Source organism: Aeromicrobium sp. (genome assembly GCF_014378035.1).
Classification (GTDB): Bacteria; Actinomycetota; Actinomycetes; order Propionibacteriales; family Nocardioidaceae; genus Aeromicrobium.
Window position 1 is genome coordinate 1 of the sequence record NZ_JACMOM010000006.1, and the last position, 24,571, is coordinate 24,571.

Annotated in this window: 29 protein-coding genes; 8 read left to right on the forward strand and 21 right to left on the reverse strand. The window is 68.0% G+C overall.

Annotated features, from left to right (window positions below; all coding sequences use genetic code 11):
• Positions 1 to 217: 217 nt before the first annotated feature.
• The 5 genes from egtD to H7290_RS00250 form a co-directional block, all read right to left on the reverse strand.
• Positions 218 to 1,204, reverse strand: a complete 987-nt coding sequence (gene egtD, locus H7290_RS00230) for an L-histidine N(alpha)-methyltransferase (protein WP_290512003.1) — start codon at positions 1,202 to 1,204, stop codon at positions 218 to 220.
• Positions 1,201 to 2,490, reverse strand: coding sequence for an ergothioneine biosynthesis protein EgtB (gene egtB / locus H7290_RS00235; protein ID WP_290512004.1), 1,290 nt, complete (start codon positions 2,488 to 2,490; stop codon positions 1,201 to 1,203). The genes egtD and egtB overlap by 4 nt, the downstream gene beginning before the upstream one ends.
• 176 nt (positions 2,491 to 2,666) lie before the next feature.
• Complete coding sequence (locus tag H7290_RS00240) at positions 2,667 to 2,996, reverse strand: ANTAR domain-containing protein (RefSeq protein WP_290512005.1); 330 nt, start codon at positions 2,994 to 2,996, stop codon at positions 2,667 to 2,669.
• 116 nt (positions 2,997 to 3,112) lie between these two features.
• On the reverse strand, positions 3,113 to 3,322 hold the full coding sequence (locus H7290_RS00245; RefSeq protein ID WP_290512006.1) for a CDGSH iron-sulfur domain-containing protein: 210 nt from the start codon (positions 3,320 to 3,322) through the stop codon (positions 3,113 to 3,115).
• On the reverse strand, positions 3,319 to 4,332 hold the full coding sequence (locus H7290_RS00250; protein ID WP_290512007.1) for an iron-containing redox enzyme family protein: 1,014 nt from the start codon (positions 4,330 to 4,332) through the stop codon (positions 3,319 to 3,321). The genes H7290_RS00245 and H7290_RS00250 overlap by 4 nt, the downstream gene beginning before the upstream one ends.
• 291 nt (positions 4,333 to 4,623) lie before the next feature.
• On the opposite strand from H7290_RS00250, the gene H7290_RS00255 reads away from it, so the two are divergent.
• Together H7290_RS00255 and H7290_RS00260 are read left to right on the forward strand one after the other, a co-directional pair.
• Positions 4,624 to 5,283 carry a class I SAM-dependent methyltransferase gene (locus H7290_RS00255; RefSeq protein WP_290512008.1) on the forward strand — a complete coding sequence of 220 codons (660 nt, stop codon included), beginning with the start codon at positions 4,624 to 4,626 and terminating at the stop codon, positions 5,281 to 5,283.
• A 144-nt stretch (positions 5,284 to 5,427) separates the two neighbouring features.
• Positions 5,428 to 5,586: a zf-HC2 domain-containing protein gene (locus tag H7290_RS00260; RefSeq protein WP_290512009.1), complete on the forward strand. Its 159-nt coding sequence runs from the start codon at positions 5,428 to 5,430 to the stop codon at positions 5,584 to 5,586.
• Positions 5,587 to 5,680: 94 nt separating this feature from the next.
• Here the strand turns inward: H7290_RS00260 and H7290_RS00265 are convergent, their stop codons facing one another.
• Positions 5,681 to 6,226, reverse strand: a complete 546-nt coding sequence (locus H7290_RS00265) for a sigma factor-like helix-turn-helix DNA-binding protein (RefSeq protein WP_290512010.1) — start codon at positions 6,224 to 6,226, stop codon at positions 5,681 to 5,683.
• 145 nt (positions 6,227 to 6,371) lie between these two features.
• Here H7290_RS00265 and H7290_RS00270 point away from each other — a divergent pair, with 145 nt between their 5' ends.
• Entirely contained in the window at positions 6,372 to 7,298 is a 927-nt protein-coding gene (locus tag H7290_RS00270; RefSeq protein WP_290512011.1) for a B12-binding domain-containing protein, read from the forward strand.
• 55 nt (positions 7,299 to 7,353) lie between these two features.
• Here H7290_RS00270 and H7290_RS00275 read toward each other — a convergent pair whose 3' ends face one another.
• The 4 genes from H7290_RS00275 to H7290_RS00290 all read right to left on the reverse strand — a co-directional run bounded on the left by H7290_RS00275 (position 7,354) and on the right by H7290_RS00290 (position 10,263).
• Positions 7,354 to 8,430 carry a YihY/virulence factor BrkB family protein gene (locus tag H7290_RS00275; protein ID WP_290512012.1) on the reverse strand — a complete coding sequence of 359 codons (1,077 nt, stop codon included), beginning with the start codon at positions 8,428 to 8,430 and terminating at the stop codon, positions 7,354 to 7,356.
• A 134-nt stretch (positions 8,431 to 8,564) separates the two neighbouring features.
• Positions 8,565 to 9,110, reverse strand: a complete 546-nt coding sequence (locus tag H7290_RS00280; RefSeq protein ID WP_290512013.1) for a DUF3618 domain-containing protein — start codon at positions 9,108 to 9,110, stop codon at positions 8,565 to 8,567.
• The gene (locus H7290_RS00285) at positions 9,089 to 9,496 is read right to left on the reverse strand and encodes a phage holin family protein (protein ID WP_290512014.1); all 408 of its coding nucleotides are present in this window, start codon (positions 9,494 to 9,496) and stop codon (positions 9,089 to 9,091) included. Before H7290_RS00285 ends, H7290_RS00280 begins: the two co-directional genes overlap by 22 nt.
• A complete protein-coding gene (locus tag H7290_RS00290) occupies positions 9,493 to 10,263 on the reverse strand; it encodes a hypothetical protein (protein WP_290512015.1) in 771 nt (256 codons plus the stop codon). The genes H7290_RS00285 and H7290_RS00290 overlap by 4 nt, the downstream gene beginning before the upstream one ends.
• A 170-nt stretch (positions 10,264 to 10,433) precedes the next feature.
• Between H7290_RS00290 and H7290_RS00295 the strand changes: the two genes are divergently transcribed.
• Positions 10,434 to 11,213: a cyclase family protein gene (locus H7290_RS00295; protein ID WP_290512016.1), complete on the forward strand. Its 780-nt coding sequence runs from the start codon at positions 10,434 to 10,436 to the stop codon at positions 11,211 to 11,213.
• Positions 11,214 to 11,232: 19 nt separating this feature from the next.
• Here the strand turns inward: H7290_RS00295 and H7290_RS00300 are convergent, their stop codons facing one another.
• From H7290_RS00300 to hppD, 5 genes are all read right to left on the reverse strand, one after another.
• On the reverse strand, positions 11,233 to 12,144 hold the full coding sequence (locus H7290_RS00300; protein WP_290512017.1) for a hypothetical protein: 912 nt from the start codon (positions 12,142 to 12,144) through the stop codon (positions 11,233 to 11,235).
• A gap of 184 nt (positions 12,145 to 12,328) precedes the next feature.
• Positions 12,329 to 13,198: an alpha/beta hydrolase gene (locus H7290_RS00305; protein ID WP_290512018.1), complete on the reverse strand. Its 870-nt coding sequence runs from the start codon at positions 13,196 to 13,198 to the stop codon at positions 12,329 to 12,331.
• The gene (locus tag H7290_RS00310) at positions 13,195 to 14,439 is read right to left on the reverse strand and encodes a fumarylacetoacetate hydrolase family protein (protein ID WP_290512019.1); all 1,245 of its coding nucleotides are present in this window, start codon (positions 14,437 to 14,439) and stop codon (positions 13,195 to 13,197) included. The genes H7290_RS00305 and H7290_RS00310 overlap by 4 nt, the downstream gene beginning before the upstream one ends.
• Before the next feature lie 13 nt (positions 14,440 to 14,452).
• On the reverse strand, positions 14,453 to 15,631 hold the full coding sequence (locus tag H7290_RS00315) for a homogentisate 1,2-dioxygenase domain-containing protein (RefSeq protein ID WP_290512020.1): 1,179 nt from the start codon (positions 15,629 to 15,631) through the stop codon (positions 14,453 to 14,455).
• Between the two features lie 18 nt (positions 15,632 to 15,649).
• Positions 15,650 to 16,849, reverse strand: coding sequence for a 4-hydroxyphenylpyruvate dioxygenase (gene hppD, locus H7290_RS00320; protein WP_290512021.1), 1,200 nt, complete (start codon positions 16,847 to 16,849; stop codon positions 15,650 to 15,652).
• Between the two features lie 120 nt (positions 16,850 to 16,969).
• On the opposite strand from hppD, the gene H7290_RS00325 reads away from it, so the two are divergent.
• Positions 16,970 to 17,467: an Lrp/AsnC family transcriptional regulator gene (locus H7290_RS00325; RefSeq protein ID WP_290512022.1), complete on the forward strand. Its 498-nt coding sequence runs from the start codon at positions 16,970 to 16,972 to the stop codon at positions 17,465 to 17,467.
• A 23-nt stretch (positions 17,468 to 17,490) separates the two neighbouring features.
• Here the strand turns inward: H7290_RS00325 and H7290_RS00330 are convergent, their stop codons facing one another.
• Together H7290_RS00330 and H7290_RS00335 are read right to left on the reverse strand one after the other, a co-directional pair.
• Positions 17,491 to 18,135 (reverse strand): 3-oxoacid CoA-transferase subunit B, encoded by a 645-nt coding sequence (locus H7290_RS00330; protein ID WP_290512023.1) that lies wholly within the window; start codon positions 18,133 to 18,135, stop codon positions 17,491 to 17,493.
• Positions 18,132 to 18,857, reverse strand: a complete 726-nt coding sequence (locus tag H7290_RS00335) for a CoA transferase subunit A (RefSeq protein WP_290512024.1) — start codon at positions 18,855 to 18,857, stop codon at positions 18,132 to 18,134. Before H7290_RS00335 ends, H7290_RS00330 begins: the two co-directional genes overlap by 4 nt.
• Positions 18,858 to 19,025: 168 nt before the next feature.
• Between H7290_RS00335 and H7290_RS00340 the strand changes: the two genes are divergently transcribed.
• Genes H7290_RS00340 through H7290_RS00350 form a run of 3 tightly spaced genes read left to right on the forward strand, consistent with a single transcriptional unit; the run spans position 19,026 to position 23,118 of the window.
• Positions 19,026 to 19,787: an IclR family transcriptional regulator gene (locus H7290_RS00340; protein ID WP_290512025.1), complete on the forward strand. Its 762-nt coding sequence runs from the start codon at positions 19,026 to 19,028 to the stop codon at positions 19,785 to 19,787.
• Positions 19,788 to 19,827: 40 nt separating this feature from the next.
• Positions 19,828 to 20,868 (forward strand): zinc-dependent alcohol dehydrogenase family protein, encoded by a 1,041-nt coding sequence (locus tag H7290_RS00345; protein ID WP_290512026.1) that lies wholly within the window; start codon positions 19,828 to 19,830, stop codon positions 20,866 to 20,868.
• Between the two features lie 36 nt (positions 20,869 to 20,904).
• The gene (locus tag H7290_RS00350; protein WP_290512027.1) at positions 20,905 to 23,118 is read left to right on the forward strand and encodes a thiamine pyrophosphate-dependent enzyme; all 2,214 of its coding nucleotides are present in this window, start codon (positions 20,905 to 20,907) and stop codon (positions 23,116 to 23,118) included.
• A gap of 5 nt (positions 23,119 to 23,123) precedes the next feature.
• On the opposite strand, the gene H7290_RS00355 is transcribed toward H7290_RS00350, so the two are convergent.
• The 4 genes from H7290_RS00355 to H7290_RS00370 form a co-directional block, all read right to left on the reverse strand.
• Positions 23,124 to 23,309: a hypothetical protein gene (locus tag H7290_RS00355; protein ID WP_290512028.1), complete on the reverse strand. Its 186-nt coding sequence runs from the start codon at positions 23,307 to 23,309 to the stop codon at positions 23,124 to 23,126.
• A gap of 72 nt (positions 23,310 to 23,381) precedes the next feature.
• Positions 23,382 to 23,504 carry a type B 50S ribosomal protein L36 gene (gene ykgO, locus H7290_RS00360; protein ID WP_290512029.1) on the reverse strand — a complete coding sequence of 41 codons (123 nt, stop codon included), beginning with the start codon at positions 23,502 to 23,504 and terminating at the stop codon, positions 23,382 to 23,384.
• Positions 23,505 to 23,563: 59 nt separating this feature from the next.
• Positions 23,564 to 23,974: an alternative ribosome rescue aminoacyl-tRNA hydrolase ArfB gene (arfB, locus tag H7290_RS00365; RefSeq protein ID WP_290512030.1), complete on the reverse strand. Its 411-nt coding sequence runs from the start codon at positions 23,972 to 23,974 to the stop codon at positions 23,564 to 23,566.
• A gap of 110 nt (positions 23,975 to 24,084) precedes the next feature.
• Positions 24,085 to 24,516, reverse strand: coding sequence for a CBS domain-containing protein (locus H7290_RS00370; RefSeq protein WP_290512031.1), 432 nt, complete (start codon positions 24,514 to 24,516; stop codon positions 24,085 to 24,087).
• Positions 24,517 to 24,571: the final 55 nt, after the last annotated feature.

Here is a 24,571-nt window from a genome sequence, read left to right on the forward strand (position 1 = left end):
GACCGCCGATGAGTGGATGCAGGAGCACCACGCCTACCTGAGCCTGATGCTCGACCTGGCGCGGCGCGGCCGGTCACGCTTCGACGTGATCCACAACAACAGCCTCCACCACATCCCGATCGCGATGGCCGAGGCGACGGGCATGCGTTGATGATGACACCTCGGCGCCACGTTGACACGTGCACGGCTGTTCGACGTGCCGAGGCTCCATCACCGCTCAGGCTCCCGACGCCTCCAGGCGCGCAAGGGTGAGGGCGAAGTCGTCGTCGCGCCACAGGTGATGGACGACGAAACCGGCGGCGGCCAGCTCGTCGCGCAGGCCGTCGGGCCGGAACTTGGTCGAGATCTCGACCCGAATCTCCTCGCCGCTGGCGAGGTCGAACGTGACGCCGGCGCCCGGAATCGTGACGTGCTGGGGCATCTCGGCGCGGACCCGCAGGTCCATGCGCTCCATGTGGGGATCCCAGAACGGGACGTAGCTGAACGAGTCGACGTCGAAGTCGGCTCCGAGCTCGCGGTTGACGACGTGAAGGCTGTTGGTCACGAACTCGGCGGTCACGCCCTGGGAGTCGTTGTAGGCGGCGATCAGCCGGTCGCTGTCCTTGACCAGGTCGGTGCCGAGCAATAGCCAGTCGCCGACGTCGAGGGAGTCGGCGAGGGCGCCGAGGAATGCACCGCGCTCCTCGGTGTAGAGATTGCCGATGGTTCCGCCGAGGAAGGCCACGACCTTGCGGCCCCCCGCCGGCAGATGACCCAGGTGCAACGTGAATCCGCCGACGACGGCCTCGACGAGGAGGCCGGGGTAGCGTGCCGCCAGCTCGTGGGCGGCCGCGCGCAGGGTCGCTTCGGAGACGTCGACCGGCACGAAGCGCCTGAGCCTGCCGCCGGCACTGAAGGCGTCGAGCAGCGTGCGGGTCTTGTCGCTGGTGCCGCTGCCCAGCTCGACGACGGTGTCGGCGCCGGACAGGCGGACGATCTCGTCGGCATGGGCGGCAAGCAGCGCACGCTCGGCCTCGGTGGGGTAGTACTCGGGCAACCGGGTGATCTGGTCGAACAGGTCTGACCCTCGATCGTCGTAGAGCCACTTGGGGGGCAGGGTGCGAGGGTGGCTGGCCAGACCGCGACGGACGTCCTCGATGAGGTGGCCGGTCGCCCAGCTGGGGTCAAGGATGACCGACACCACAGGCTCGCGCACCGCAGTCATGCCGGAACCTTACCGTCGGCCAGGCGGAGGCCCGACATGGCCCATCGAGCCCCGGGTGGAAAGAAGTTGCGGTAGGTCAGACGTGCATGACCGGGCGGGGTGAGCGCGCATCCTCCGCGGAGCACCATCTGGTTGGACATGAACTTGCCGTTGTACTCGCCGATGGCGCCGGCCGGGGGATGGAAACCGGGGTAGGGCAGGTACACCGACGAGGTCCATTCCCAGCAGTCGCCGTAGACCTGTCGCAGGTGTCCGGTGGCTGGCTCGGCGGCGCGGGCGTGGAAGGTGTCGGGGCTGGCGAGGTGCGCCGCGGCCTCGGCAGCATCTGCCTGGCCGTCGGCGACCACCGCATGCTCCCACTCGGCCTCGGTGGGAAGTCGTTTGCCGGCCCATGAGGCGTAGGCATCGGCCTCGTAGTTGCTGAGGTGCGTGGCGGGTAGCCCGGCGTCGACCGGTGCGGTGCCGTGCAGGGTGTGCTCGTGCCAGACGCCGTCGAGCTCGATCCAGTAGAGCGGCGCCCTCCACCCGTCGGCCTTGACGCGCGCCCATCCGTCGGAGAGCCACAGCTCTGGCCGGGCATAGCCGCCATCGGCCATGAAGTTCAGCCACTCACCGTTGGTGATGAGGCGGTCGGCGATGCGGTAGTGCTCGAGCCACGTACGGTGCCGGGGCATCTCGTTGTCGAAGCTGAACGCGGATCCCGTGTGGCCGACCTCGACCAACCCGCCATCGACATCGAGCCAGCCGAGTGTGTCGGGCTCAGACCGTGGTGCCGCCCGCCCCGCATAGACAGGCTGCAGCGGGTTGACCGAGAGGACGTGCTTGATGTCCATCAGGAGCAGCTCCTGGTGCTGCTGCTCGTGGTGGAACCCGAGCTCGATGGTGGCGGCGAGCTTCTCCAGGCTTTTGCCGTCGACAGCGGTGACGAGATCACGCATGCGGTCGTCGACGTTCTGCCGGTAGAGGCCCACGTCGTGTGCTCCAGGTCGGGTGATGTAGCCGCGCTCCGCGCGGGCGTAGCGCGGGCCGACGGCCTCGTAGTAGCTGTTGAAGAGGAACCAGTACTGGTCCTGGAACGGCCGGAAGCCACTCTCAGCCTCGGCCAGCAGGAAGGTCTCGAAGAACCACGTCACGTGGGCGCGATGCCACTTGGTGGGTGAGACGTCGGGCATCGACTGGACGGTCTGGTCCTCGGGGGAAAGGGGAGCTGCGAGGGTCTCGGTGTGTGACCTGATGGTGTCGAAACGGTCGATCAACGTGTCGGCGTCCAAGAGCGGTGCGGTCATGAGTGGCTCCTCGTGTCAGCGATGCATTCCACCGTAGACATCCCCTGTGACGTTCGCACGGTGGCTTGGGCGATCGTCATGGTGTGTTCACGTCTTCGTCAGAACCTCGCGACGATGTCTCCCCAGGAGCTGGCGGGCAGAGCACCATGTCCTCGGTCTCGTCGTCGAAAGGTGCCCTAGGCGCGGAATCTTGGAGAGGACATGTGTCGCAGCTCCCGGCTCACCACGTCGAGGGCGTCACACGTCGAGGTCATCAGCGTGCCGCGGACGCTGAGCCTGATCAACGCCGTTGCCAGGCCGTTGACCTTCACGTTCGAGGCCATCGACCACCGCCGGAGTATCGCGAATGCCGTCGACTCGTCGACCTGGTGCCGAGCCATGAGGATGCCCTTCGCCTGTTCGATGCAGGCTCTGTTCGCCATGGCGATGCGCAGCCCGGCGATCTCGTCGCGCAGCGACTTCAGGATGTCTGGGTCAGGCTGGAGGGGGAGGGGACATGCGCTCATGAGCTCCGCCTCGCGTCAAGTGATGGGCGCCTGCTCCCGAGGTGCCGACACCATCATCATGCCGAGCGGTCGCGACGGACGGAACCGGCGAACCTATGCAGTCAGCGGCGGTCGGCTCAGCGCGGTTTGAGCCGTTCGGGGAGCACCTTGTGGGTTCCGTCGCACCACGGCTGATTGGCCGACTTGCCGCACCGGCAGACGGCGCTGACAGGGCGGGTCGTGGCGTGGGACCGACCGTCGGAGTCCTGGATCGTGTGGTCACCGCGGATCAGCATCGGGCCACCGGGGCACAGGATGACGTCAGGGTGATCGAAGTCGGCGCTCATGCCGCCGCCCACTCACCCAGCACGCGCCGCGCGTACCGGTCCTCGAGGTCCAGGCAGGTGAACGCACCGAAGTAGACGTCGTCGACCAGACCAGGCTCCTGCTCGAGGAGGGATCCACAGATCGTCCGGACGGCCAGCTGCTCGTGCACAGCGTCCGCCTCCACGTGCTCGTCGTAGTAGGCCGAGATCTCGGTCGGCAGACCCACCCTCGTCAGTCCTCGGGACACCTGCCGCGAGGGCAGCGAGCTGGTGACCTCGAACGCAGCGAGATGTCCCAGCGCAGCACCGCGGACCCGCCGATGCAGGCCGAACAGGGACATCGCGTTGTTCTGTTCGAGGATCTCGACCGGGACATCGTTGATGTAGGCGCCGTGTCCGGATCGTAGGCCCGACGCCTCCATGCCTTTGGCAAACAGATGGGCGTGCAGCTGGTTGGGGTTGCCGCGCCCGTACTCGTCGTACTGGAGCTCCATCAGCGCTGCCTGGGTGAGAGCCGGCAGGCGGGGGACGACCCAGGCCACGGGGTCCGACTCCTTGAGATGGTAGATCGAGCGGTGGCGCAGCACCTCCAGCACCTGGTCGAGATCGGCCTCCCGGTGGATGAAGGACGCGAGTGACGCACCGTCATGTCCGGCGACGTAGGAGAAGAAGTGGTCGGCGAAGGACCGCGGGACATCGACTGGCGTCCTGCGCGCTCGGAGCTCGGCCTCGAACTGACGCTCGAGACCGCCCCGCACCGCTACGGCGCCGGGGTTCCACTCGAGCGAGTCGTCGACGTCGTCGAACCCGCGGTAGTGCAGCTCGTACAGGGCCCACAGTGCGATGTGCGCATCATCGCGCGACTCGGGCTCGGCATCGATCAACGAGTGCCACGAGGTGGCGCCGGTGCGCATGACCTCGAAGAGCTGCTCGCTGAGAGCGCCCCTCGCCTTCGGCGTCAGCACGCCTGGGTCTCCGGACGTGCCGACGCCAGCGGGTGTGAGGACGCAGGGGCAGCGAGAGACTGCCACGTGCCGCGACAGTCACGGAATCCCCGCTCGGCCAGCGATTCGAGAGGCCGATCGGCAGCGTTCGCCCGGGGTGGAGAAGGCGAGGTGGGGGGCGAAGAGATGCTCATGATTGACACTCCTGGCGGTGAGGACGCGGCCGTCGGCGCGACAGCACGGTGAGGGTACCCACGGGCGACGATGGCGAAACCGCTGACGCGAAGATGCACGTCACGTTTCGACCACGAGATCCCGGGGTATCGACTGGTGGGGTATCGACTGTGGGGTCGCACCTTCGCTCTCGAGAGGCAGCACATGAGTCAGGACGTCACGGCGATCGGCGGCACGGAGACGATCGACTTCGGCGGGCTCGCCATCGAGTTCGATGACACGATCCTGCGGCCGCGGGCGTGGACGGCCGAGCAGTCCGCGTGGGCCGTCGAGGTCCTGGCCGACGGTCCGCCCGGACCGGTGCTCGAGCTGTGCACGGGCGCGGGCCACATCGGGCTGCTCAGTGTGCTGGGCAACGGACGCCATCTGGTGGCCGTCGATGCCAACCCGGACGCGTGCGCGTACGCCCGCAAGAATGCGGTGGCGGCGGGTCTGGCCGCACAGGTCGACGTGCGGGTCGGGCTCGTCGAGGGCGCCCTGCGCCCTGACGAGCGGTTCGCGGCTGTGATCGCCGACCCGCCGTGGGTGCCGCACGACCGGGTCGGGGTCTATCCGGAGGACCCGCTCCTCGCCATCGACGGGGGTCTGGACGGTCTCGACATCGCGCGGTCGTGCGTCGAGGTGGCTGGCCAGCACCTGGCGGACGGAGCCTCGCTCATTCTCCAGCTCGGTGCCACCGTCCAGGCTGAGTCGATCCGGGAGTGGCTCGCGTCGCACCACGCGCTCGGGATGTCGGTCGTCGCGGTGCGGGTGCATCCGGGGCAGGGAGTGCTCCTGCGCATCGTGCGCACTGCTGCCGCCTGAAGACTGCGCCACATTTCCTCGGTCCCCAGACCCATCCTGACTCGGGTTCTGTTTCGAACGACTCATAGGGAACGCCGGAAGGCCACGAGGGAGTCACATGAGTTTCGCTGACGCGCGCACGCAAGGCCGGGCAGGTCGCCAGCCATGACCGCAGACAAGCACGCCTTGCTGGGCCCGTTCGTGGTGAACGCGCTGGGGCCGATCGAGCGCATCCGATTCGAGGCGCATCTGGAGACGTGCGCGTTGTGCCAGTCGGAGCTGCCGGCGATGAGGGAGTCAGGGGGACGACTGGACGACCTGTAGCCCGTCGCAGGGCGACGGGCACGACGATGCCGCGCCTCACACAGGGCGGATCAGACACAGGGGCGGATCAGACACCGGGGCGGATCAGACAGGTTCAGGCAGCGGGGGAGGGCTCGAGCAGGCGCTCGCCCGGGCACGCCAGCGTGCGAAGCGCCTCGCACAGCAGGAGGGCTACTTCTTTGGCCGGGCGACCCAACCGCTCGGCTGCCTGCCGATAGGTGTGGTCGCCGAAGCGGCAGAGCGCGAGTGCTGAGCGCTGATCGTCGGGCAACCCGTGCAGCTCGTGGAGGATGGTTTCGCTCGCGGAGCTGTCGTCGAGGAGTTGACGATCGACCGTCCTCGACTCCGGGCCCCATGCCCACCACGCCTCGTGGACGGCGGCGGAGAACTCCCGCAGGGTGCTCGGGCCGCCGCGGTGCGCCATGATCGCCTGGATCACCAGCTCCTCGGCGAGGTCTGGGTCCTCGGTGAGGACGCAGGCCAGCAGGTAGAGCTCGTTGCCGTGCTCGTCGAAGACAGCTCCCGACGGGTCTTCGGTCGCGTCGGTGGAGCGTCGAGCGTGGCGTGGGGCGGCTTGTGCCGGCCGCCTGGCCAGGCCTGAGAGAAAAGTTCGGCTGTCGTCCACATGTCTCGTTTTCATCAGGGCTGCTCCTGTCGACTGTCTGTCATCACCATGCTGTGGGGAAAAGTTGGGCAATACTAGTTCAAAACTTATGCACTTCCCCCGGACTCATGGGACAGTGGTGTTCCGGGCGCGGGCCGACAGCTTCCAGAGGGTGACCACAGTGAACGCAGTCGCACAGGATTTGCCGCTCGTCAGCGACGGTCTGCCGATCAAGCAGGTGAGCGACCTGATGGGTGTGCCGGCACCCACCCTGAGGTCGTGGGAGCGCCGTTACGGAGTTCCGGCTGTGTCGCGGAGCGCGGGCGGACATCGCCGATATGTCCCGGACGAGCTCAAGCAGATCCGCCTCATGCGCGACGAGATCGGACGGGGCAAGCGTGCCGCCGAGGCCGCCCTGGCAGTCAGGATCCTGCTCGACCAGAGCAACCCCTCATTGTCGTGGATCAGTCGTCTGCTCGCTGCCTCCGAGCGGTCGGACCCGGCGGCCATGCGAGCCGTGCTCGACCAGTCGCTGGATGATCTCGGCCTGGCCGACACGCTCGACCAGGTGTTGATGCCGACCATGCGGCAGGTGGGTGCCTGGTGGGACAGCGGTCGGTGCGACGTGGGACAGGAGCACATCACCACCGAGACGGCGCGCGGATGGCTGGCCCGCCTCACGACGCTCTCACCGCTCGACACCATCGACCCTCCGATCCTGTTGGCCTGCGGCCCGCTCGACATGCACACGCTCGGCCTCGAGGCGCTTGCGGCGCTGCTCGCCGAGCAGGGGCGCGGCACGCGGGTGCTGGGCGGACGCACGTCCGCGCTGACCCTCGTGACTGCAGCGACCGCGACCGCCGCGAGTGCCGTGGTGGTGGTCTCACAGCTCCACACCCAGCGCCGGCCGGCCGTCGACGCGTTGAGAACCGTCGCCCGCACCGGGTGCCCGCTGTTCTACGCCGGCAATGCCTTTGCCTTCCCTGATCAGCGCGTCGGGGTGCCCGGCACCTACCTCGGCGACAACTTCGCGACGGCGCGCGACATGGTGCTCGGCTCGACGGGATCCGACTCGTCGAGCCCGCAACTTTCCCGGAGCATCGCCTAGCCGCACCGGCCCGGCCGGGGGGCCTGCGTCACGGTGGTGGCGCCCGTCGAGCAAGTCAATGTCCTGGCGTGGAGCCACGGCGATCGGCGTCCTGTCGGATGGCGCGCGCGTCGTCGATGTCGGACTGCTGCTTCTTCTCGGCCTTCTTGATGTTGCGGGTGTCTCGCGGCGGCAGCTGGATGGTCTCCTCTGCTTCGATGCCGGCCTGCAGCTGACGGCCCCGTTCGAGCTCTGCGTCGAGCTCGGCACCGAGGAGAAGCGCCAAGTTCGTGATCCAGAGCCAGAGCAGGAACACGATCACGCCGGCGAGGGACCCGTACGTCTTGTTGTAGCTCGAGAATGTCGCTACGTAGAAACCGAATGCCGCCGAGGCCAAGATCCACACCACGATGGCGAAGATCGCACCGACACTCAACCAGGTGAACTTCGGCTGCTTCACGTTCGGAGTGGCGTAGTAGAGCAGAGCCACGATGAAGACCATGATGGCCAGGATGACGGGCCACTTGGCGATGTCCCACACGAGAACGGCGGTCGACCCGACGCCGATCTGGTCGCCGACGGCCTTGGCCACCGGACCGGTGATGACCAGTGCCAAGGCTGCGACCGCGATCAGCACGACGGAGATGAATGTCACCAGCAGCATCACCGGTCGCAGCTTCCAGACCGGTCGGCCCTCGCCGATCTCGTAGATGCGGTTCATCGCACGGCTGAACGCACCCACGTAGCCCGAAGCCGACCACAACGCCCCGAGGAGGCCGACGACGAGCGCGATACCGGCGCCCTGCGCCGACGCCAACTTCTCGATGATTGGACGAAGTGTGCCGACGGCCGATGACGGACCGACCTGACCGACGATCGTGAGCAGTGAGTCGATCGTGCTCTGGCCCTGCCCGAACACACCCAGCAGCGACACGAGCGCGATGAGCGCCGGGAACAGCGCCAGCACAGAGTAATAGACCAGTGCGGCGGCAAGGTCGGTGCACTGGTCCTTGGAGAACTCGCGCAGCGTCTTCTTCATGATGAAGGACCACGACCGTTTGTGTAGGTCCGTCGGCGAGTCCGGCTTGCGGGGATCGTCGACGTCCGGTGCGTGCTGCCGGTCGATCTGCTCCTGGGTGGACTGCTCAGACATGGGTGGCCCTCCGGCCGTTGGTAGTGGTCATGTTCTCCCCGTCGGGATGTCGTACAAGTGGTGCGGGCGCTGAAAGCACGAGGGTGTCGGTCGCCCGCTGCGGGACGCAGCGGACGACCGACACCGGTCGGCCGTCAGGCCTGTTGTGCGTCCTGTTTCACCGAGTCAGCCGCAGACTGACCTTCGGATGCCACGTGCTTCGCCGAGTCCTGCACCGACGACTTGAGGTCGTCCGCGGCTTCGGTGGCCGACTCCTTCAGATCCTGGCCGACCTCCTGACCGACCGACTTCGCGTGGTCGACGAGAGGCTGACCGTGCTCCTTCGCAGCGTCGACGGCCTGGCCCGCGAGCTTGGCCTCCTTGTCGCTGGCCGGAACCAGCGAGGAGATCAGCAGGCCTGCGCCGAACGCGATCAGCCCGGCGGCCAGAGGGTTGCCCTCCGCCTTGGACGCCACGGTGGACGCGGCGTCGGAAGCGCCGCCCGCAGCGGTACCGGTAGCGCTGCTTGCTGAGCCCATGACCTGGTCCTTGACCGACGAAGCCCTGCCCTTCGCGTTGTCCACGGTGCGGCCCACGACCCGACTCGGGCTGACCCGGTCAGCGAGTGCGTCGAGGTTGCGTGAGAGGTCTTCGCGGGTGTTGACGATGTCGTGCTCGATCACTTCTGGTTCTTTGCCCATTGGACATCCTCCTTCAAGGTCTTCTGCGTGGTTTCAAGCTTCGGGTTGACGTTCTCGAACTTCTTGCGGCCCGCGAGCGCGAGCACGGCGGCGGCTGCCGCCCAGACGACGAACACGATCAGGGCGGCCCAGGTCACGTCCATCACGTTGTCCAGCAGGTACATGACGAACAGGGAAAGGAACAGCAGAGCGAAATAGCCGCTGATGGCAGCGCCGCCGAACATGCCGGCACCCTTGCCCGCCTTGGTGATCTCCTGCTTGGCCTCGGTCTTCGCCAGCTCGAGCTCGGAGCGGACCATGGTGCTGAGGTCCTGTGCGATGTCGCCCACGATGTCTCCGAGAGAACGGGTGTCCTCGCTGTGGCTCGCGGACGCCTGGTCGGTCACGCCATGCCTCCGATGTTCTGAGGTGCGGAGTTCTGGGCCGCCACGTTCTGATCGACGCGGTTCGGGGTCACAGAGTTCTGGGCGACGGAGAAGCCCGTCGTGGCCGGCATTCCGTTCGTGGAGCTCCCCGAGATCGAGGCCGTGTCATCGGCGGCGGTCGCCTGCGCCTTCTTCGCGCCGCGGGTGAGACGTCCGGCCACCACGCCGGCAACGAGCGCGCCGGCGATGAAGGTGCCCGGACGCTGACGCGCGAACGAGCGCGCGTCCTCGAGAACGTCCTGCGGGTTGCGGTCGGCCAGGTGGGAGCTGAGCGCGTTCACCCGTGTGGACAGCTGGCGCGCCAGATCGGTGACCGTTCCCTGCTGATCGCTGCCGTCGACCATGCTGTCGAGCTCGTCGCCGAGCTCCTGCAGCTTCGCCGAGAGGCCCTGTAGCTGCGTGCGCGACTGGTCCTCGACGTGGGTCCGGGCCTCGGCGAGGAGGTCGGCCGCCTTGTCCCTGGCCTCGCCCACGACCTGCTGAGCCTCGTCCTTCGCGGTGTCGACCACGTCGCTGCCGTGGTCGGCAGCAGAGCTGGCCACGTCGCTCGCGCGGTCCTTGACGTCCGGCCTGCTGGACGTCGTGTCAGTCTCCGACGCGAACACCGGGGCCGGGTAGCTGGGGTTTTGCTGGCCGAGGAGCTCGTCGCCGATGGGGCTCGTGGAGCCGGTGGTCGTCTGCGCGGTGGTCCGCAAGGGATCGGTGTCCCGCTCGTATGGTGTCGTCATCTGTCCTCCTGGTCGGTGTGTCTGATGGGGTTACCCGATCTGCTGCAGGCCTATCGCGCCTCCGTGAACTTTTTTGCTGTCGCCCTCGGGAGAACGGTTCGGAGCCGCCCACCTGCCCGGGTCGTGGGAACCTGTGTGCACCTGACCCGCAGATGACGAAGGAGCACATCGTGACGACACCGACATCACGTGGGGGCGACAAGCCCCTGTGGGACCTGCAGCGCCGCCTGCTCGAGCAGAACTCCTTCACCGATCTGACTCATGCGTTCCACCCGGGCCAGCCACATTTCCCGGCGTTCCCCGACGAGGAGCGGGGCAAGGTCTTCGACATGGCAAGGGGCGACGGGTTCAACGTCCACCGCTACACGATCGTCGGTCAGTGGGGCACTCACGTCGACCCGCCGTCGCACTTCGTCGAAGGTGCCCGCACGCTCGATGACATCCCGGTCGAGCAGATGATCCTGCCGCTCGTGGTCATCGACATCTCGGCCCGAGTCAGCGACGACCCCGACAGCGTGCCGACGATGGACGACATCGCCGCCTGGGAGCAGCGACACGGCGCCATGCCGGCTGGCTGCTTCGTCGCCCTGCGCACCGACTGGGGCGCGAAGTGGCCCGACGGTCCGGCGATGGAGAACCGGGACGAATCAGGCGTCAGCCATGCCCCCGGCTGGTCGCGCGACGTCCTGGAGCACCTTGTCAGAAAGGTCGGTGTCGCGGCGGTCGGGCACGAGCAGACCGACACCGATCCTGGCAGCGCGACGTCGGTGGGTGACTACAGCCTTGAGCTCTACCTCCTGCAGCACGACCGTTGGCAGATCGAGCTGTTGACCAATCTCGACCGCGTGCCCGAAGCCGGCGCGCTCGTCGTGGCCTCGTGGCCGCGGCCGCTGGGCGGATCGGGGTTTCCGGCGCGGGTGTTCGCGATCCACCAGACCCCGTCAGCCTGACGACGCTGAGACCGGCGGCTCACTGCCCGTCCCCGTTCCGCAGCCAGGGCGTCCGCCTCTCGGCCCGTTCCTTGGCTGCCTTCGCCCTGCGGAGGTCGCGATCAGCCGTGTCGACTTCCTTGCGGAGCGCCGTGATGCGCGTGCCCGCGGAGCGCAGGTCGTGCACGGTGTCCTCGATCTGGGAGCGGAGATCCGCGAGGGTGGACTCGAGTAGCCGGCTCTCAGCTTCCGCATCGGCCAGTGAATCGTGGGCGACGGCGGCAGCGTCCGCCGCCTCCGATGCCTGCCGCGATGCCTCCTCGATCTCCTTCCGTGCTGCATCCTCCGCTTCGCGTGCCGCGGCGGCAGCCTTGTCCGGCGTCGGGGCTGGAGGCCGTCCGACCGATGTGCGCTTCCTTGTCGGGCGCCTGTGCGGCGAATCGGCGACGGCGATGGCAAGGGCGTCGGTCACGTCGACGGGTTCGAATCCGGTGGGGGAGAGGCCGCTCACCAGCAAACCGCTCCGAAGCGCGTCCGCCGCGGAGCTGTCGGCGAGTGCCGCACGGACGGTGTCCTCGACTTCGGACAGTGTCGATGTCGAGACCGATCGGCCGCCGTCCGTGCCCGCGGCACCTGCCGCCTTGACGCATCGCGAGACGAGCGCGCGGCGTTCGGCGGCGAGCGCGCGCAGCGCCGCGCCGTCGGATGTCTCCTGCGCGCTGCGCAGCTGTTCGCCCAGCGCGTCGACCTCGTCGATCAACGACGTCTGGGTCCTGGCTAGCTGATTGATCGTCCAGGCGCCGACGCTTGGTTTGCGCAGGCCGCGCACACGTGTCGAAAGCTCCTTCTCACCGTCTGTCCGCAGATGGGAGGCGTGTGTGTTCCGGGCGGCCACGAACTCACCGAGCGGCAAGCCGTAGAGATGGTTCGCGATCTCAATGAGGTCGGCCATGGCACAACCATAGGACTCGGGCACTTGCCGAGCCCGACCTGCAGGGTGCTGGCGTTGTGCACCCACCTCGGCGGGGCGCTGAAGCGGAATCGCAACGATCGCAAGGGACTGCCCGCTCAGCGCCTCACTATTCGCACCGGACGGCGCGGTCAGTCATCGACCTCGACGTGGCGGCGATCAGACGTCAGAGCCGGCCGAAGTGCTCGTCCAGCCAGGTGACGATCTCGGCGATCACGTCGTCGCGGTTGGTCTCGTTGAGGATCTCGTGACGAGCCTCGGGGTACGTGACGAGCGTGACGTCGGTCAGGCCGGCGGCGTGGTACCGCTGCACGAGCGGGTGGACGAGGGCGAGCTCACCGTTGACCGGATCGGCCTCGCCGACGCAGATGTGCATCGGGAGGTCGTCGCGGATGGCCGACATGCGTGCAGGATCGGCAACGCCGTGAGACCCGGCGAACATGGCCTTGCCGGCTTCTTTGTCGAGTCCGAAACCGCAGCGGTCGTCAGCCACGTACGCGTCGACTTGCGCCTCGTCGCGCGAGAGCCAGTCGAAGTCGGTGCGCTGCGGTTGGAAGGCGGCGTTGAACATCGTCAGGTCGATCTCGGCGTCGAGGTCGAGAGCTGGCTCGAGCATGTCGATGGCGCCGGTCCCGGTCAGGATCACGCCGTCGACGTCGTCGCTGTGGTCGAGCAGGTACTGCTGGACCGCGAACGATCCCATGCTGTGACCGAGGAGGACCAGCGGACCGTCGGCCTGGGTTCGGGCCCACGTGCCGACCAGCCCGATGTCGGCGACAAGACGGCCCCAGCCGTCAGCACCGATCTGCCCGTACGTCTCGGGTGTCGCGGTGGCCCCGTGTCCGCGGTGGTCGTGAGCGACGACTGTCCAGCCGTCGGCGTTGAGGTCGGCCGCGGTCGCCGCGTAGCGCAGTGCGTGCTCGCCCAGACCGTGCGCGATCTGGATGACGCCGCGCGGCTCCGGTGCGGCCCACGTGTAGGTCGCGAGTGCGGTGCCGTCGTCGCTGGTGACGGTCGAGGTGGTGTGCTCTGTCATGAGGTCCGTCCTTCGGGAACTGTCGGATGAGGCTCGCTCAACTCTGTTGTCCGGACTCTAGTGCGAGCGACCACAGTGCCCTCGACCTCGCCGAGCCACGACCGCTCACCTTCGGCGCCCCGGAGGTTCGCGTACGCCGAGATGGTCACGGAATCGCCGTCGGCCAGGTACGAGCGGCTTGTCCCGTCAGCCAGCTCGATCGGGTCACGCCCGTCCCAACCCAGCTCGATGAGCGAACCGCGTTCGGGGGCTCCTGCGCCGCTGACCGTGCCGGAGGCGAAGAGGTCGCCGGGACGCACCGAGGCGCCGTTGACTGTCATGTGCGCCAACATCTGGGCACCCGTCCAGTACATGCCGGCGAACGGTGGGGTGGAGATCAGAGTGCCGTTGAGCCACACCTCGAAGCCGATGTCGAGGCCCCACGGCTCGGCGGCGTCGTCGAGGTAGTCCTGCACCGGGACATCCCGATGTGGGGGAGGCACCCGGGCGTCCTCGAGGGCTGCCAGCGGCACGATCCACCCCGAGATCGACGTGGCGAACGACTTGCCGAGGAACGGCCCGAGCGGCACGTACTCCCACGCCTGCAGATCGCGCGCCGACCAGTCGTTGACGACGCACACTCCGAAGACGTGGCTCGCGAAGCGGTCGACCCCGATGGGAATGCCGAGCTCGGATCGGGCGCCGACGACGAAGCCGAGCTCCGCCTCGAGGTCGAGGCGGAGCGTCGGACCGACCGTCACGTCGCCGTCGGTCGACCTCTGCTGACCGGAAGGGCGGATGATGTCGGTGCCGGAGACCACGACCGTGCCTGATCGCCCGTGATAGCCGACGGGCAGGTGCTTCCAGCTCGCTGTCAGGGGCTCGGTGCCGGGACGCAGGATGCGGCCGAGGTTGATCGCGTGCTGCTCGGACGCGTAGAAGTCGACGAAGTCCCCCACGTGGAAGGGAAGGTCGAGGGTCACGTGGTCGGCCTTGACGAGCCAGCCCTCGAGCTGTTCGGTGGGATGCGAAGCCGCACCGAGCAACGCAGCGCGCACGACCCGCCACACGTGGGGTCCAGCGGCGAGGAGGTCGTCGAGCGTCCCGGACGCGAACAGCCCGGCGAGTTCTGGGACGAGCACCGACGATGCTGTCGTGAGGTCGAGCACGTCGGTGCCGATGCCGATGCCGACGCGCGAGCCCTCGAAGTCCGTGGAGCGGAAGGAGCAGTAGGGAAGTGTCGAACGCCCGAAGTCTGTCATCCAGCCGCCGCCGTCATCGGATCCAGGACAGGGCGTATGCCCCGTCGTCGGACGCCGTGCCGCCCTCGCCGAGCTCGAGCGGGCGGAAGGTGTCGACCATGACGGCGAGCTCGTCGAACGATTCGGCGCCGATGCTCGCCTCGATCGCCGAGGGCTGCGGACCGTGGGAGTGGCCTCCCGGGTGCAGCGAGACTGACCCCTGGCCGATGCCCGAGCCCTTGCGCGCCTCGTAATCGCCGGCGACGTAGAACATGACCTCGTCGGAGTCGACGTTCGAGTGGTAGTAGGGCACCGGCACGGCGAGTGGGTGGTAGTCGACCTTGCGTGGCACGAAGTTGCAGATCACGAAGTTGCTGCCCTCGAACACCTGGTGCACCGGCGGCGGCTGGTGCACGCGGCCCGTGATGGGCTCGAAGTCGGCGACGTTGAAGGCGTACGGGTAGAGACAGCCGTCCCAGCCGACGACGTCGAACGGGTGCTGCGGGACGACGTGGACTGTGCCGCTGAGGCCGCCCGGGCCTGACCCGCGGTGCTTGATCAGCACCTCCACGCCCGGCTCGTCACGCACCTCCGGCTCGCCGGGCCCGCGCAGGTCGCGCTCGCAGTAGGGGGAGTGCTCGAGCAGTTGTCCGTACGTGGAGAGGTAGCGCTTCGGTGGGCTGATGTGACCGTTGGCCTCGATGCAGTAGGCCCGCACGTCGCCTGAGGGCACCCACCGGTGGGTCGTCGCGCGCGGCACGATGAGGTAGTCGCCGGGGCCGAAGGCGAGGTGCCCGAACACCGTCTCCAGCGTTCCGGTCCCGGCCTCGATGAACACGCACTCGTCGCCGGTCGCGTTGCGGTACAACGGCGACGGCTCTTCGGCCACGACGTAGGAGATGCGGACGTCGGCGTTGGAAAGGACGAGTCGCCGGCTCGTCACGACGTCATGGCCCGCACCACCGTCGAACAGGTCGTGCAGCTTGAGGTGCCGCGCCAGCAACGGCTCGTTGGGAGTCGTCGCCAGGTCGGGCAGCTGCCACGAGCGCGCCGACATGATCGCCGAGGGCACACCCACGTGGTACAGCAAGGAGGAGTCCGAGGAGAATCCCTCCTCGCCCATCAGCTCCTCGCGGTAGAGCGTGCCGTCGGGCGAGCGGTGCTGGGTGTGACGCTTGGGCGGGATGTTGCCTGCGCTGCGGTAGTGGGCCATCGTCAGGAGCTCCCTGCCCTAGAAGTTTCCACGGAGTGCCTGCTCGCGCTCGATCGCCTCGAACAGTGCCTGGAAGTTGCCCTTGCCGAAGCCCAGCGAACCATGCCTTTCGATGAGCTCGAAGAACACGGTCGGCCGGTCGCCGATCGGCTTGGTGAAGATTTGCAGGAGGTAGCCGTCCTCGTCGCGGTCGACCAGGATGCCGCGCGACTGCAGCTCCTCGATCGGTACCCGCACCTCGCCGATGCGCTCACGCAGTGCGGGGTCGGTGTAGTAGGTGTCAGGGGTGCCGAGGAACTCGATGCCCGCAGCACGCAGGCGGTCGACGGTGTCGAGGATGTCGTGGGTGGCGAGGGCGAGATGCTGCGCGCCGGGGCCGCGGTAGAACTCGAGGTACTCATCGATCTGCGACTTGCGCTTGCCGACGGCGGGCTCGTTGAGCGGGAACTTGACCCGGTGGTTGCCGCTGGCCACCACCTTGCTCATCAGGGCGCTGTACTCCGTGGCGATGTCGTCGCCGACGAACTCGGCCATGTTGGTGAAGCCCATGATCCGGTTGTAGAAGTCGACCCACGTGTCCATCTGGCCGATCTCGACATTGCCCACGACGTGGTCGAGAGCCTGGAAGATGCGCGTGGGTGCATCGGCAGCACGCACCAGCGAGGACGTTCGCGCGACGTATCCGGGCAGGTAGGGGCCGTGGTACGCGCTGCGGTCGATGAGCGAGTGCCGCGTGTCGCCGTAGGCCGCGATGGCCGCCATGCGCACGGTGCCGTGCTCGTCGGTGACGTCATGCGCTTCCTGCAGGATGGTGGCTCCCTGGGCCCGGGCGTGGTCGATGCACATGTCGACGTCGGGCACCTCCAGCGCGATGTCGGAAATGCCGTCGCCGTGCGCGCGGTGGTGGTCGGACACAGGGCTGTCGGGGTCGACGCCGCCCCTGAGCACGAAGCGCACCGCGCCGCTCTCCAGGACGTACGCATGGTGTTCGCGGTTGCCGGTCTCCGGCCCGGAGTAGGCGACGAGATCCATGCCGAACGCCGACTGGTAGAAGTGCGCCGACTGGGTGGCGTTGCCGACGTCCCAGACGACAGCGTCCCAGCCCGTGACGGGGAAGGGGTCAGTGGTCGTGTCGTACTCCACGAGTCCGACCAGCTGCTTGAGCTGGTCGAGGTCCAGCTCGGCGAGGCGTTCGGCGTCAGTCAGGTCAATGGTCATGGTGCCAGCACATCGCAGGCATGGTGACTGGGCAAGTGGCCTACGTGCAGATGGTCTTTGGTACTGGTTCAGCCGAGTAAAGTCGGCCTGAGCCAGTCAATCTGCCTACCGGGAGTCGTCATGGACCAGCTCGATGTCGCGATCGTCGAGGCGCTGCGTACCCACCCCCGCGTCGGCGACCTCGAGCTATCGCGCATCACCAGCGTGGCACGCGCGACGGTGCAGTCCAGGCTCACCAAGATGGAGCGGGCCGGGGTCATCACCGGGTACGGGCCCGACATCGACCTGGTCAGGGCAGGCCATCCGGTGCTCGCCTTCGTGACGCTCGAGATCGCCCAGGGCTCGCTCGACGCCGTGTCAGCCGAGCTCGACCTGCTGCCCAACATCCTTGAGGCCTACGTCACGAGCGGGACGGCTGACGTCGTGTGCAAGATCGCGGCGACGTCGCACGAGGACCTGCAGGCGAGTCTCCTGCAGATCAGTGCCTCACCGACCGTCGTCCGGTCGACGAGCGTCATCGTGCTGTCCGAGCTGGTGCCACCGCGCGACCTCCCCATGTTGCGCAAGGGGGCCACCGACGGAGTCGGTCGTGCACCCGCCTACCGCAGCACTTCCTGAGGCGGTGTGGTTCGAGGCTACGGTCAGAGCGCCTGGCGTCCATCGGTGAACGGGGCGCCGGTTGCCCGGCGGATGTCGTCGAGCGTCTCCTCTGGAGCCAGCTGGCGCAGCACCAGCCCGTCGTCGCCCACGTCGAGCACGGCCCGGTCGGTGATGATGCGGTCGACGACGTGCAGGCCCGTGAGGGGCAGCGTGCACTCGGCCACGATCTTGGGGGTCCCGTCCTTCGCGACGTGATCGGTGAGCACCACGATGCGCTTGGTGCCGGCGACGAGGTCCATCGCCCCGCCCATGCCCTTGACAAGAGCGCCGGGAACGGCCCAGTTGGCGAGATCACCGTTGGCCGCCACCTGCAACGCGCCAAGGATCGCGATGTCGATCTTGCCGCCGCGGATCATCCCGAACGACTCGACGGAGTCGAAGAAGCTCGCGCCGGCATTGACCGTGACTGTCTGCTTGCCGGCGTTGATCAGATCGGCGTCCTCCTCGCCCTCGATCGGGAACTGGCCCATGCCGAGGATGCCGTCCCCCGACTGCAGGGTCACGTTGATGCCCTCGGGGAGGTAGTTCGCCACGAGGGTCGGGATACCGATGCCGAGGTTGACGTAGTCGCCGTCGCGAAGCTCGTGCGCCGCGATGGCGGACATCTCCTGCCGTGTCCAGGTCATGCGGAGGCTCCTTGCTTCGGGGCGGAATCTGGTCGCGGCCGCACTGTTCGCTGTTCGATGTCCTTGATCCGTTCGACCCACGGGACGACCCGGTCGACGTAGACGCCCGGTGTCATGACTCGTTCGGGATCGATGGAGTCGACGAGGTGCTCGACCTCGGCGACGGTGACCTTGCCCGAGCTGGCGACCGCCGGGTTGAAGTTGCGCGCCGCGAGCCGGTAGACGAGGTTGCCATGGGCATCGCCGGTGTGGGCATGCACGAGCGACAGGTCGGCCACGATGCCGCGTTCCTGCACGTAGACCATCCCGTCGAACTCCGCCGTGGGCTTGCCTTCGGCGACCGCCGTGCCGACCCCGGTCTTGGTGTAGAACGCCGGGATGCCCGCCCCGCCGGCACGAAGGCGTTCTGCCAGGGTGCCCTGCGGGTTGAACTCGACCTCGAGCACGCCGTCGAGGTACTGCTGGGCGAAGAGCTTGTTCTCCCCGACGTACGAGGAGATGACCTTGCGGACCTGCTTGTTCTCCAGCAGCAGGCCAAGCCCCTTGCCGTCGACCCCCATGTTGTTCGACACGACCACGAGCTCGGTGACACCGGAGTCGCGTACCGCTTCGATGAGGTCCGTCGGGATGCCGCTCAGCCCGAAGCCGCCCACCGCTATCAGCATCCCGTCGGTGAGAAGTCCGTCGAGGGCCTCGGCCGCGGTGCTGGCAGTGATGGTCATGGTGTCCTTCCATCGGGTGTTCGTCCACCGGACACGTCGCGTTCGGTGCTCTGAGTCAACCCGCGACGGCGACCGGGGTCAACCATTCGTCATCCCTCGGTGGGGGACTGCTCGTGCGACGGACGCAGCCGGCACATTCGTCCACCCAGTGGACGGTACGCTCGGGCCATGCAGGAGACCAGGCCGCACGTGGTCACACGGGTAGGCGCCCTGCTGCGCGCCGTCGGTGCGTGCGAGCCGGGCGGCGGGTCGACGACGCAGCTTGCTTCCCTCGCCGGTCTGGCCCGGCCCACGACGCACCGCCTGCTGATGTCGCTCGCCGAGCAGGGCATGGTCGACCGTTCGGCTACCAGCGGGCGCTGGTGGCTCGGCCCCGAGCTCTACCTCCTGGGCAACGCGGCGGCGGCGCGCTATGACATCACGGGTCAGGCGCGCGACATCGTGCACTCGCTTGCCCGCGAGACCGGGGAGAGCACCTTCCTGTCTGCCAGGCGGGGAGATGAGTCGGTCTGCCTCCTGCGCGAGGACGGAAGCTTCCCGCTGCGCTCGCACGTCCTGCACGAGGGCATCAGGTTCCCGCTCGGGGTCGCCTCGGCTGGACTCGTGATGCTTGCGCACCTCGACGACCGCGAGGTCGACTCCTACCTCGCGCGGGTCGACCTCGGGCCGCGCTGGGGCGAGGCCCATGCGGAGGCCGGTCTTCGTGAACGCATTGCGGCGACACGACTGACCGGCTGGGCGGTCAATCCCGCGCTGCTCGTCGAAGGCAGCTGGGGCATGGGTGCAGCGGTCTTCGACGCTGATGGCAGGCCGGCGTGGGCACTCAGCCTGACGGGTGTCGAGACACGATTCCGTCCGGAGCGCCATGATGAGCTGGGTGCCTTGCTGCTTGACCAGGCGCACCGGCTGACGCAGAGGCTGAGCCGGTGAGTGGCGGCAGACCCACACACGATCGGGAGAGGACGACACCATGCATGCGGTGATCTACGAGAGGTTCGGCGAGATGCCCGAGGTCGCCGAGGTGCGCGACCCCGTGTGCACCGACGACGGAGTCGTCATCGAGGTCGGTGCCACCGGCTTGTGCCGCAGCGACTGGCACGGCTGGATGGGGCACGATCCGGGCATACGTCTGCCGCACGTGCCGGGTCACGAGTTCGCCGGAACGATCGTCGCCACCGGAGCAGAGGTGTCGTCGTGGCACGTCGGTGACCGGGTCACGACACCGTTCGTGTGCGCCTGCGGCACGTGCGCGACCTGCCTGCGGGGTGACCAGCAGGTCTGCGAGCGACAGCTGCAGCCAGGCTTCACGGGGTGGGGATCGTTCGCCGAGCTCGTCTCGATCGAGCGTGCCGACGTCAATCTGGTGCATGTCCCCGACGAGATGGAGCTCGATGTCGCCGCAAGTCTCGGCTGTCGCTTTGCGACCGCCTACCGTGCCGTGGTCCAGCTCGGGGAGGTCGGTGAGGGCGACTGGGTGGCGGTGCACGGCTGCGGGGGAGTAGGCCTGTCTGCGGTCATGGTCGCGGCGGCACGAGGCGCCCGGGTCATTGCCGTCGACGTCGCGCGCTCGTCCCTCGACCTGGCCTTGTCGTTCGGTGCGGAGGTGGCACTCGACGCCTCGACGACCGATGTCGTGCAGGCCATCGTCGAGGTCACCTCAGGTGGTGCAGACGTCTCGATCGACGCGCTCGGCAGCACCACCACCATGCTGGGCTCCTTGCGCTGCCTGCGTCGGCGCGGGAGGCACCTGCAGGTCGGGCTGCTCGCGGGCGACGACGACCAGCCGCGGGTGCCGATGGACCTGGTCACCGGCTCCGAGCTGATCATCCTGGGCAGCCACGGAATGGCCGCACACAGCTATCCGCAGATGATGGCCGAGGTCTCTGGCGGCATGCTCCGGCCCGAGCTGCTGGTGCGCGACCACATCACCCTCGACGAGGCACCACAGCGTCTGGCCCGGTTGGGGGAGCCCGGCGCCGGCGCCGGTGGTGTCACGATCATCCGACCTTGACGGTCACCCCCACCCGGGCTCTGACAAGGTGGGCTGATGGAGACGGTCGATGAGCACCTCGTCCGCAGGTTGTCCGCCTGGAGTCGCGACGCCGACGAGGTCGAGGGCATGGCCGACCCAGCCGCCGCCGACGTCGAGCCGGCGAGCCTCGTTGCCCTCTTCGAGGCACAGGTCCAGAGCCGTCACCTCGACCTCGCGGCCCGATGGCTGCAGGCACGAGGCGAGGGTTTCTACACGATCGGGTCGGCGGGGCACGAGAGCAATGCCGCGGTAGCGATGGCGCTGCGTCCGACCGATCCGGCACTCCTGCACTACCGCTCCGGCGGCTTCTACGCCGCCCGGGCCCAGCAGGTTGCGGGGACGACGCCGATCCTCGACGTCCTTCGCAGCCTGGCGACGTCGACCGACGACCCCATCTCCGGCGGCCGGCACAAGGTGTTCGGCAACCGGGAGCTCTCGATCATCCCGCAGACCTCGACCATCGGGTCGCACCTCCCGCGGGCGTTCGGCCTCGGGTTCTCCCTCGGGCGTGCGGCGGCGGCCGGAGTGGTCACGCCGTGGCCCGACGACGCCATCGTGGTCACCAGCTTCGGCGACGCCTCGGCCAACCACTCGACCACTGTCGGCGCCCTCAACGCCGCGGCCTACTGCACCTATCAGGGTGTCGCGGTGCCGGTGCTCTTCGTGTGCGAGGACAACGGCATCGGCATCAGCACCCGAACTCCGGCCGGCTGGGCCGCCCGATCACTGTCGGGCCTTCCCGGCATCGACTACGTGTCGGCCGACGGCACCTGCCCCGCCGAGGCGATGCTGCGCGCGACGGCCGCCGCAGAGTCGGTGCGCACGACCCGCCGTCCCACCGTGCTGCACCTGCGCACGGTGCGCTTCATGGGCCACGCCGGGTCCGATGCCGAGCTGGCCTACCGGTCGCGGGCAGACATCGTCCGCGACTACGAGCTCGACCCGTTGCTCGCGACGGCGGCCACCCTCGTGCACTCGGGGACGTCGACCGCCGCCGAGCTCCTCGAGAGCTACGAGGACATGCGTGGGCGCGTCATGTCGGAGGCAGCATCGATGGTGGGCACGAGACGGCTCGCGAGTGCGGACGACGTGATGGCGCCGCTCACCGCGACCCGTCCGGCGAGGGTGAGGGAGGCTGCCGGACGTTCAGCCGTCGACAGGCAGGCGGTGTTCAACGGCCGTTTGCCCGAGGAGGAGGGACCGATCAACCTCTCTGCCACGATCAACGCGACTCTCACCGATGTGATGGCCGCCTGGCCCACGGCCACGGTGTTCGGCGAGGACGTCGCCGTGAAGGGCGGCGTCTACGGCGTCACGCGGGGGTTGCGCAAGAAGTTCGGCGCGCCGCGCGTCTTCGACACCCTGCTCGACGAGCAGACCATCCTCGGCACCGCACTGGGTTCCGCGCTGGCCGGCTTCCTGCCGATCCCCGAGATTCAGTACCTCGCCTACCTGCACAACGCCGAGGATCAGCTGCGGGGGGAGGCTGCTTCGTTGGCGTTCTTCTCTGGCTCGCAGTACGCCAACGGGATGGTCGTGCGGGTGGCCGGCCTCGCCTACCAGAAGGGCTTCGGCGGACACTTCCACAACGACAACTCCGTCGCGGTGCTGCGCGACATCCCGGGCCTGGTGCTGGCGGTGCCCAGCCATCCTGCCGAGGTGCCCGGGCTGCTGCGCACCTGTGTGGCGCTCGCCGCTGAAGAAGGGCGCGTGTGCGTGTTCCTCGAACCCATCGCGCTCTACCACCAGAAGGACCTGCTCGACGGAGACGGTGAGTGGCTGGCGTCCTACCGTCCGCCGCAGCAGCATGACTCCGACGTGTTCGGACAGGTGTCGGTGCACGGCTCTGGCACCGACCTGCTGATCGTGACGTTCGGCAACGGCGTACGCATGAGCCTGCGCGCGGCCGCGCGGCTGCGTGAGGAGGGCATCGGCATCGGCTGCACAGTGCTCGACCTGCGCTGGCTGGCTCCGCTCCCCGAGGCCGACCTCGTCGCCGTGGCGTCGCGGTTCGAACGGGTGCTGGTGGTCGATGAGACGCGGCGCAGCGGCGGGGTCGGCGAGGCCGTCATTGCGGTGTTAACTGATCACTCGCACGGTGGCGAGGTGCGGCGGGTGAGCAGCAAGGACAGCTTCATCCCGCTGGGCCCTGCGTCCGCCCACGTGCTGCTGTCTGACGACGACATCGTCGACGCCGCGACCTCGCTGGCGGGGGTCGCACCGAGCTGACCGGGTCAGCCCTCGTGGGCGGGCTGCGTCTCCGGCTCGACCACGGGAGCGGTACCGGGACCGGGATCACCGCCGGGCAGCACCTCTGGGAAAGCCGGATCGGGAAGGTCGGGCGCTGCGGGACTGTCCGGCTCGTCCTCGCCGGGCACGACACCGGGATCCTGTGCCGGTTCGGGGGGTGCGACGGTCATCGGGTCCTCCTGATTGCTGGGTAATGAAACAGTACCCGCGGATCGCCCGATCAACCGCCGCGTTCCTGCCGGTCAACCCTGACGGGCCTTGAGGCGAGGGTTGGTCTTGTTGATGATGAACGTGCGACCGCGGCGGCGCACGACCTGCGAGCCGGGCTGACCCTTGAGCGAGCGAAGCGAGTTGCGAACCTTCATGATCGTCCTTCCGTGTGCGGGAAAATCCCACACACATGACAACGATTGTCAGATGACTGCTATTCCCACGAGCCGGTGCGGCCCTGCTTGAGGCTGCTCCGGCGCTTCTTGGCGTCGATGCGGCGCTGTACCGATCCGCGGCTCGGGCGGGTGGCCCTGCGGGGCTTCGGCGGGATGATCGCGTGCGACACCAGATCTTCGAGACGCACGCGCGCGGCCTCACGGTTGCGGTGCTGCGAGCGGTACTGCGACGACACCACCACGATCGTCCCGTCGACCATCCGGTTGCTCAGCCGCTGGGCGACGAGCTCCTTCTGGGTCGGGGAGAGCGCGGTGGTGTCGGTGAGCGACCAGATCAGCTCGACGCGTGTGTCGGTCGTGTTGACGTGCTGGCCGCCCGCGCCGGAGGAGCGGGAGAACCGCCAGGTCATCTCGCTCTCGGGCAGGGACAGGCGTCCGTCACGACTCATCGTCCGCAAGTATGCGGTACTCCCCCCCTGAGTGTGACATTTCTGCTGCCACATCAGCGATCCGGCAGCAGAAACGTCACACTCACCGGGATGGGGGGCGGTGCTGCGGATCAGCCGCCGGCGACGTAGCTGTTGAGCTGGTCGCGCTCGAACTCCAGCTGTTCCATGCGGTGCTTGACGGCGTCGCCGATGCTCAGCATCCCGACGAGCTTGCCGTGGTCGAGCACGGGCACGTGGCGGATGCGGTGCTCGGTCATGATGACCATGAGCGAGGCAAAGGAGTCTTCGGGGGCGCAGACGCGGACGTCGGTCGTCATGATGTCGCTGACGGCCATGTCGCGGGCGTTCTGGGTGCTGCGGAGCTTGCGCACGATGTCGCGCTCGGACACGATGCCCAGCATTGCTGTGCCGTCATCGCTCACGACGAGGGCGCCGACGTTGTGGTCGGCGAGCGTGTCCAACAGCTCGCGAACCGTGGACTGGGGGGTGATGGTGAAGATGGCGTTGCTCCCCTTGGAAGCCAAGACATCGCTGACGCGCATATGGGACACACTCCTAGGTCGTGTTCACGCACTGTAACGCTGGGCGCACCTCCGG

Coding starts and splice junctions, on each gene's coding strand:
- H7290_RS00300 (WP_290512017.1), bottom strand. CDS start 12,144: ATGGCCGACCTCATTGAGATCGCGAACCATCTCTACGGCTTGCCGCTC.
- egtD (WP_290512003.1), bottom strand. CDS start 1,204: ATGACTGCGGTGCGCGAGCCTGTGGTGTCGGTCATCCTTGACCCCAGC.
- H7290_RS00280 (WP_290512013.1), bottom strand. CDS start 9,110: ATGGGCAAAGAACCAGAAGTGATCGAGCACGACATCGTCAACACCCGC.
- H7290_RS00340 (WP_290512025.1), top strand. CDS start 19,026: ATGCAGGAGACCAGGCCGCACGTGGTCACACGGGTAGGCGCCCTGCTG.
- hppD (WP_290512021.1), bottom strand. CDS start 16,849: ATGACCATTGACCTGACTGACGCCGAACGCCTCGCCGAGCTGGACCTC.
- H7290_RS00240 (WP_290512005.1), bottom strand. CDS start 2,996: ATGAGCGCATGTCCCCTCCCCCTCCAGCCTGACCCAGACATCCTGAAG.
- H7290_RS00345 (WP_290512026.1), top strand. CDS start 19,828: ATGCATGCGGTGATCTACGAGAGGTTCGGCGAGATGCCCGAGGTCGCC.
- H7290_RS00335 (WP_290512024.1), bottom strand. CDS start 18,857: ATGACCATCACTGCCAGCACCGCGGCCGAGGCCCTCGACGGACTTCTC.
- H7290_RS00355 (WP_290512028.1), bottom strand. CDS start 23,309: ATGACCGTCGCACCCCCCGAACCGGCACAGGATCCCGGTGTCGTGCCC.
- H7290_RS00255 (WP_290512008.1), top strand. CDS start 4,624: ATGAGTCAGGACGTCACGGCGATCGGCGGCACGGAGACGATCGACTTC.
- H7290_RS00325 (WP_290512022.1), top strand. CDS start 16,970: ATGGACCAGCTCGATGTCGCGATCGTCGAGGCGCTGCGTACCCACCCC.
- H7290_RS00275 (WP_290512012.1), bottom strand. CDS start 8,430: ATGTCTGAGCAGTCCACCCAGGAGCAGATCGACCGGCAGCACGCACCG.
- H7290_RS00370 (WP_290512031.1), bottom strand. CDS start 24,516: ATGCGCGTCAGCGATGTCTTGGCTTCCAAGGGGAGCAACGCCATCTTC.
- H7290_RS00310 (WP_290512019.1), bottom strand. CDS start 14,439: ATGACAGACTTCGGGCGTTCGACACTTCCCTACTGCTCCTTCCGCTCC.
- H7290_RS00315 (WP_290512020.1), bottom strand. CDS start 15,631: ATGGCCCACTACCGCAGCGCAGGCAACATCCCGCCCAAGCGTCACACC.
- egtB (WP_290512004.1), bottom strand. CDS start 2,490: ATGACCGCACCGCTCTTGGACGCCGACACGTTGATCGACCGTTTCGAC.
- H7290_RS00350 (WP_290512027.1), top strand. CDS start 20,905: ATGGAGACGGTCGATGAGCACCTCGTCCGCAGGTTGTCCGCCTGGAGT.
- arfB (WP_290512030.1), bottom strand. CDS start 23,974: ATGAGTCGTGACGGACGCCTGTCCCTGCCCGAGAGCGAGATGACCTGG.
- H7290_RS00265 (WP_290512010.1), bottom strand. CDS start 6,226: ATGAAAACGAGACATGTGGACGACAGCCGAACTTTTCTCTCAGGCCTG.
- H7290_RS00290 (WP_290512015.1), bottom strand. CDS start 10,263: ATGACGACACCATACGAGCGGGACACCGATCCCTTGCGGACCACCGCG.
- H7290_RS00245 (WP_290512006.1), bottom strand. CDS start 3,322: ATGAGCGCCGACTTCGATCACCCTGACGTCATCCTGTGCCCCGGTGGC.
- H7290_RS00260 (WP_290512009.1), top strand. CDS start 5,428: ATGACCGCAGACAAGCACGCCTTGCTGGGCCCGTTCGTGGTGAACGCG.
- ykgO (WP_290512029.1), bottom strand. CDS start 23,504: ATGAAGGTTCGCAACTCGCTTCGCTCGCTCAAGGGTCAGCCCGGCTCG.
- H7290_RS00330 (WP_290512023.1), bottom strand. CDS start 18,135: ATGACCTGGACACGGCAGGAGATGTCCGCCATCGCGGCGCACGAGCTT.
- H7290_RS00305 (WP_290512018.1), bottom strand. CDS start 13,198: ATGACAGAGCACACCACCTCGACCGTCACCAGCGACGACGGCACCGCA.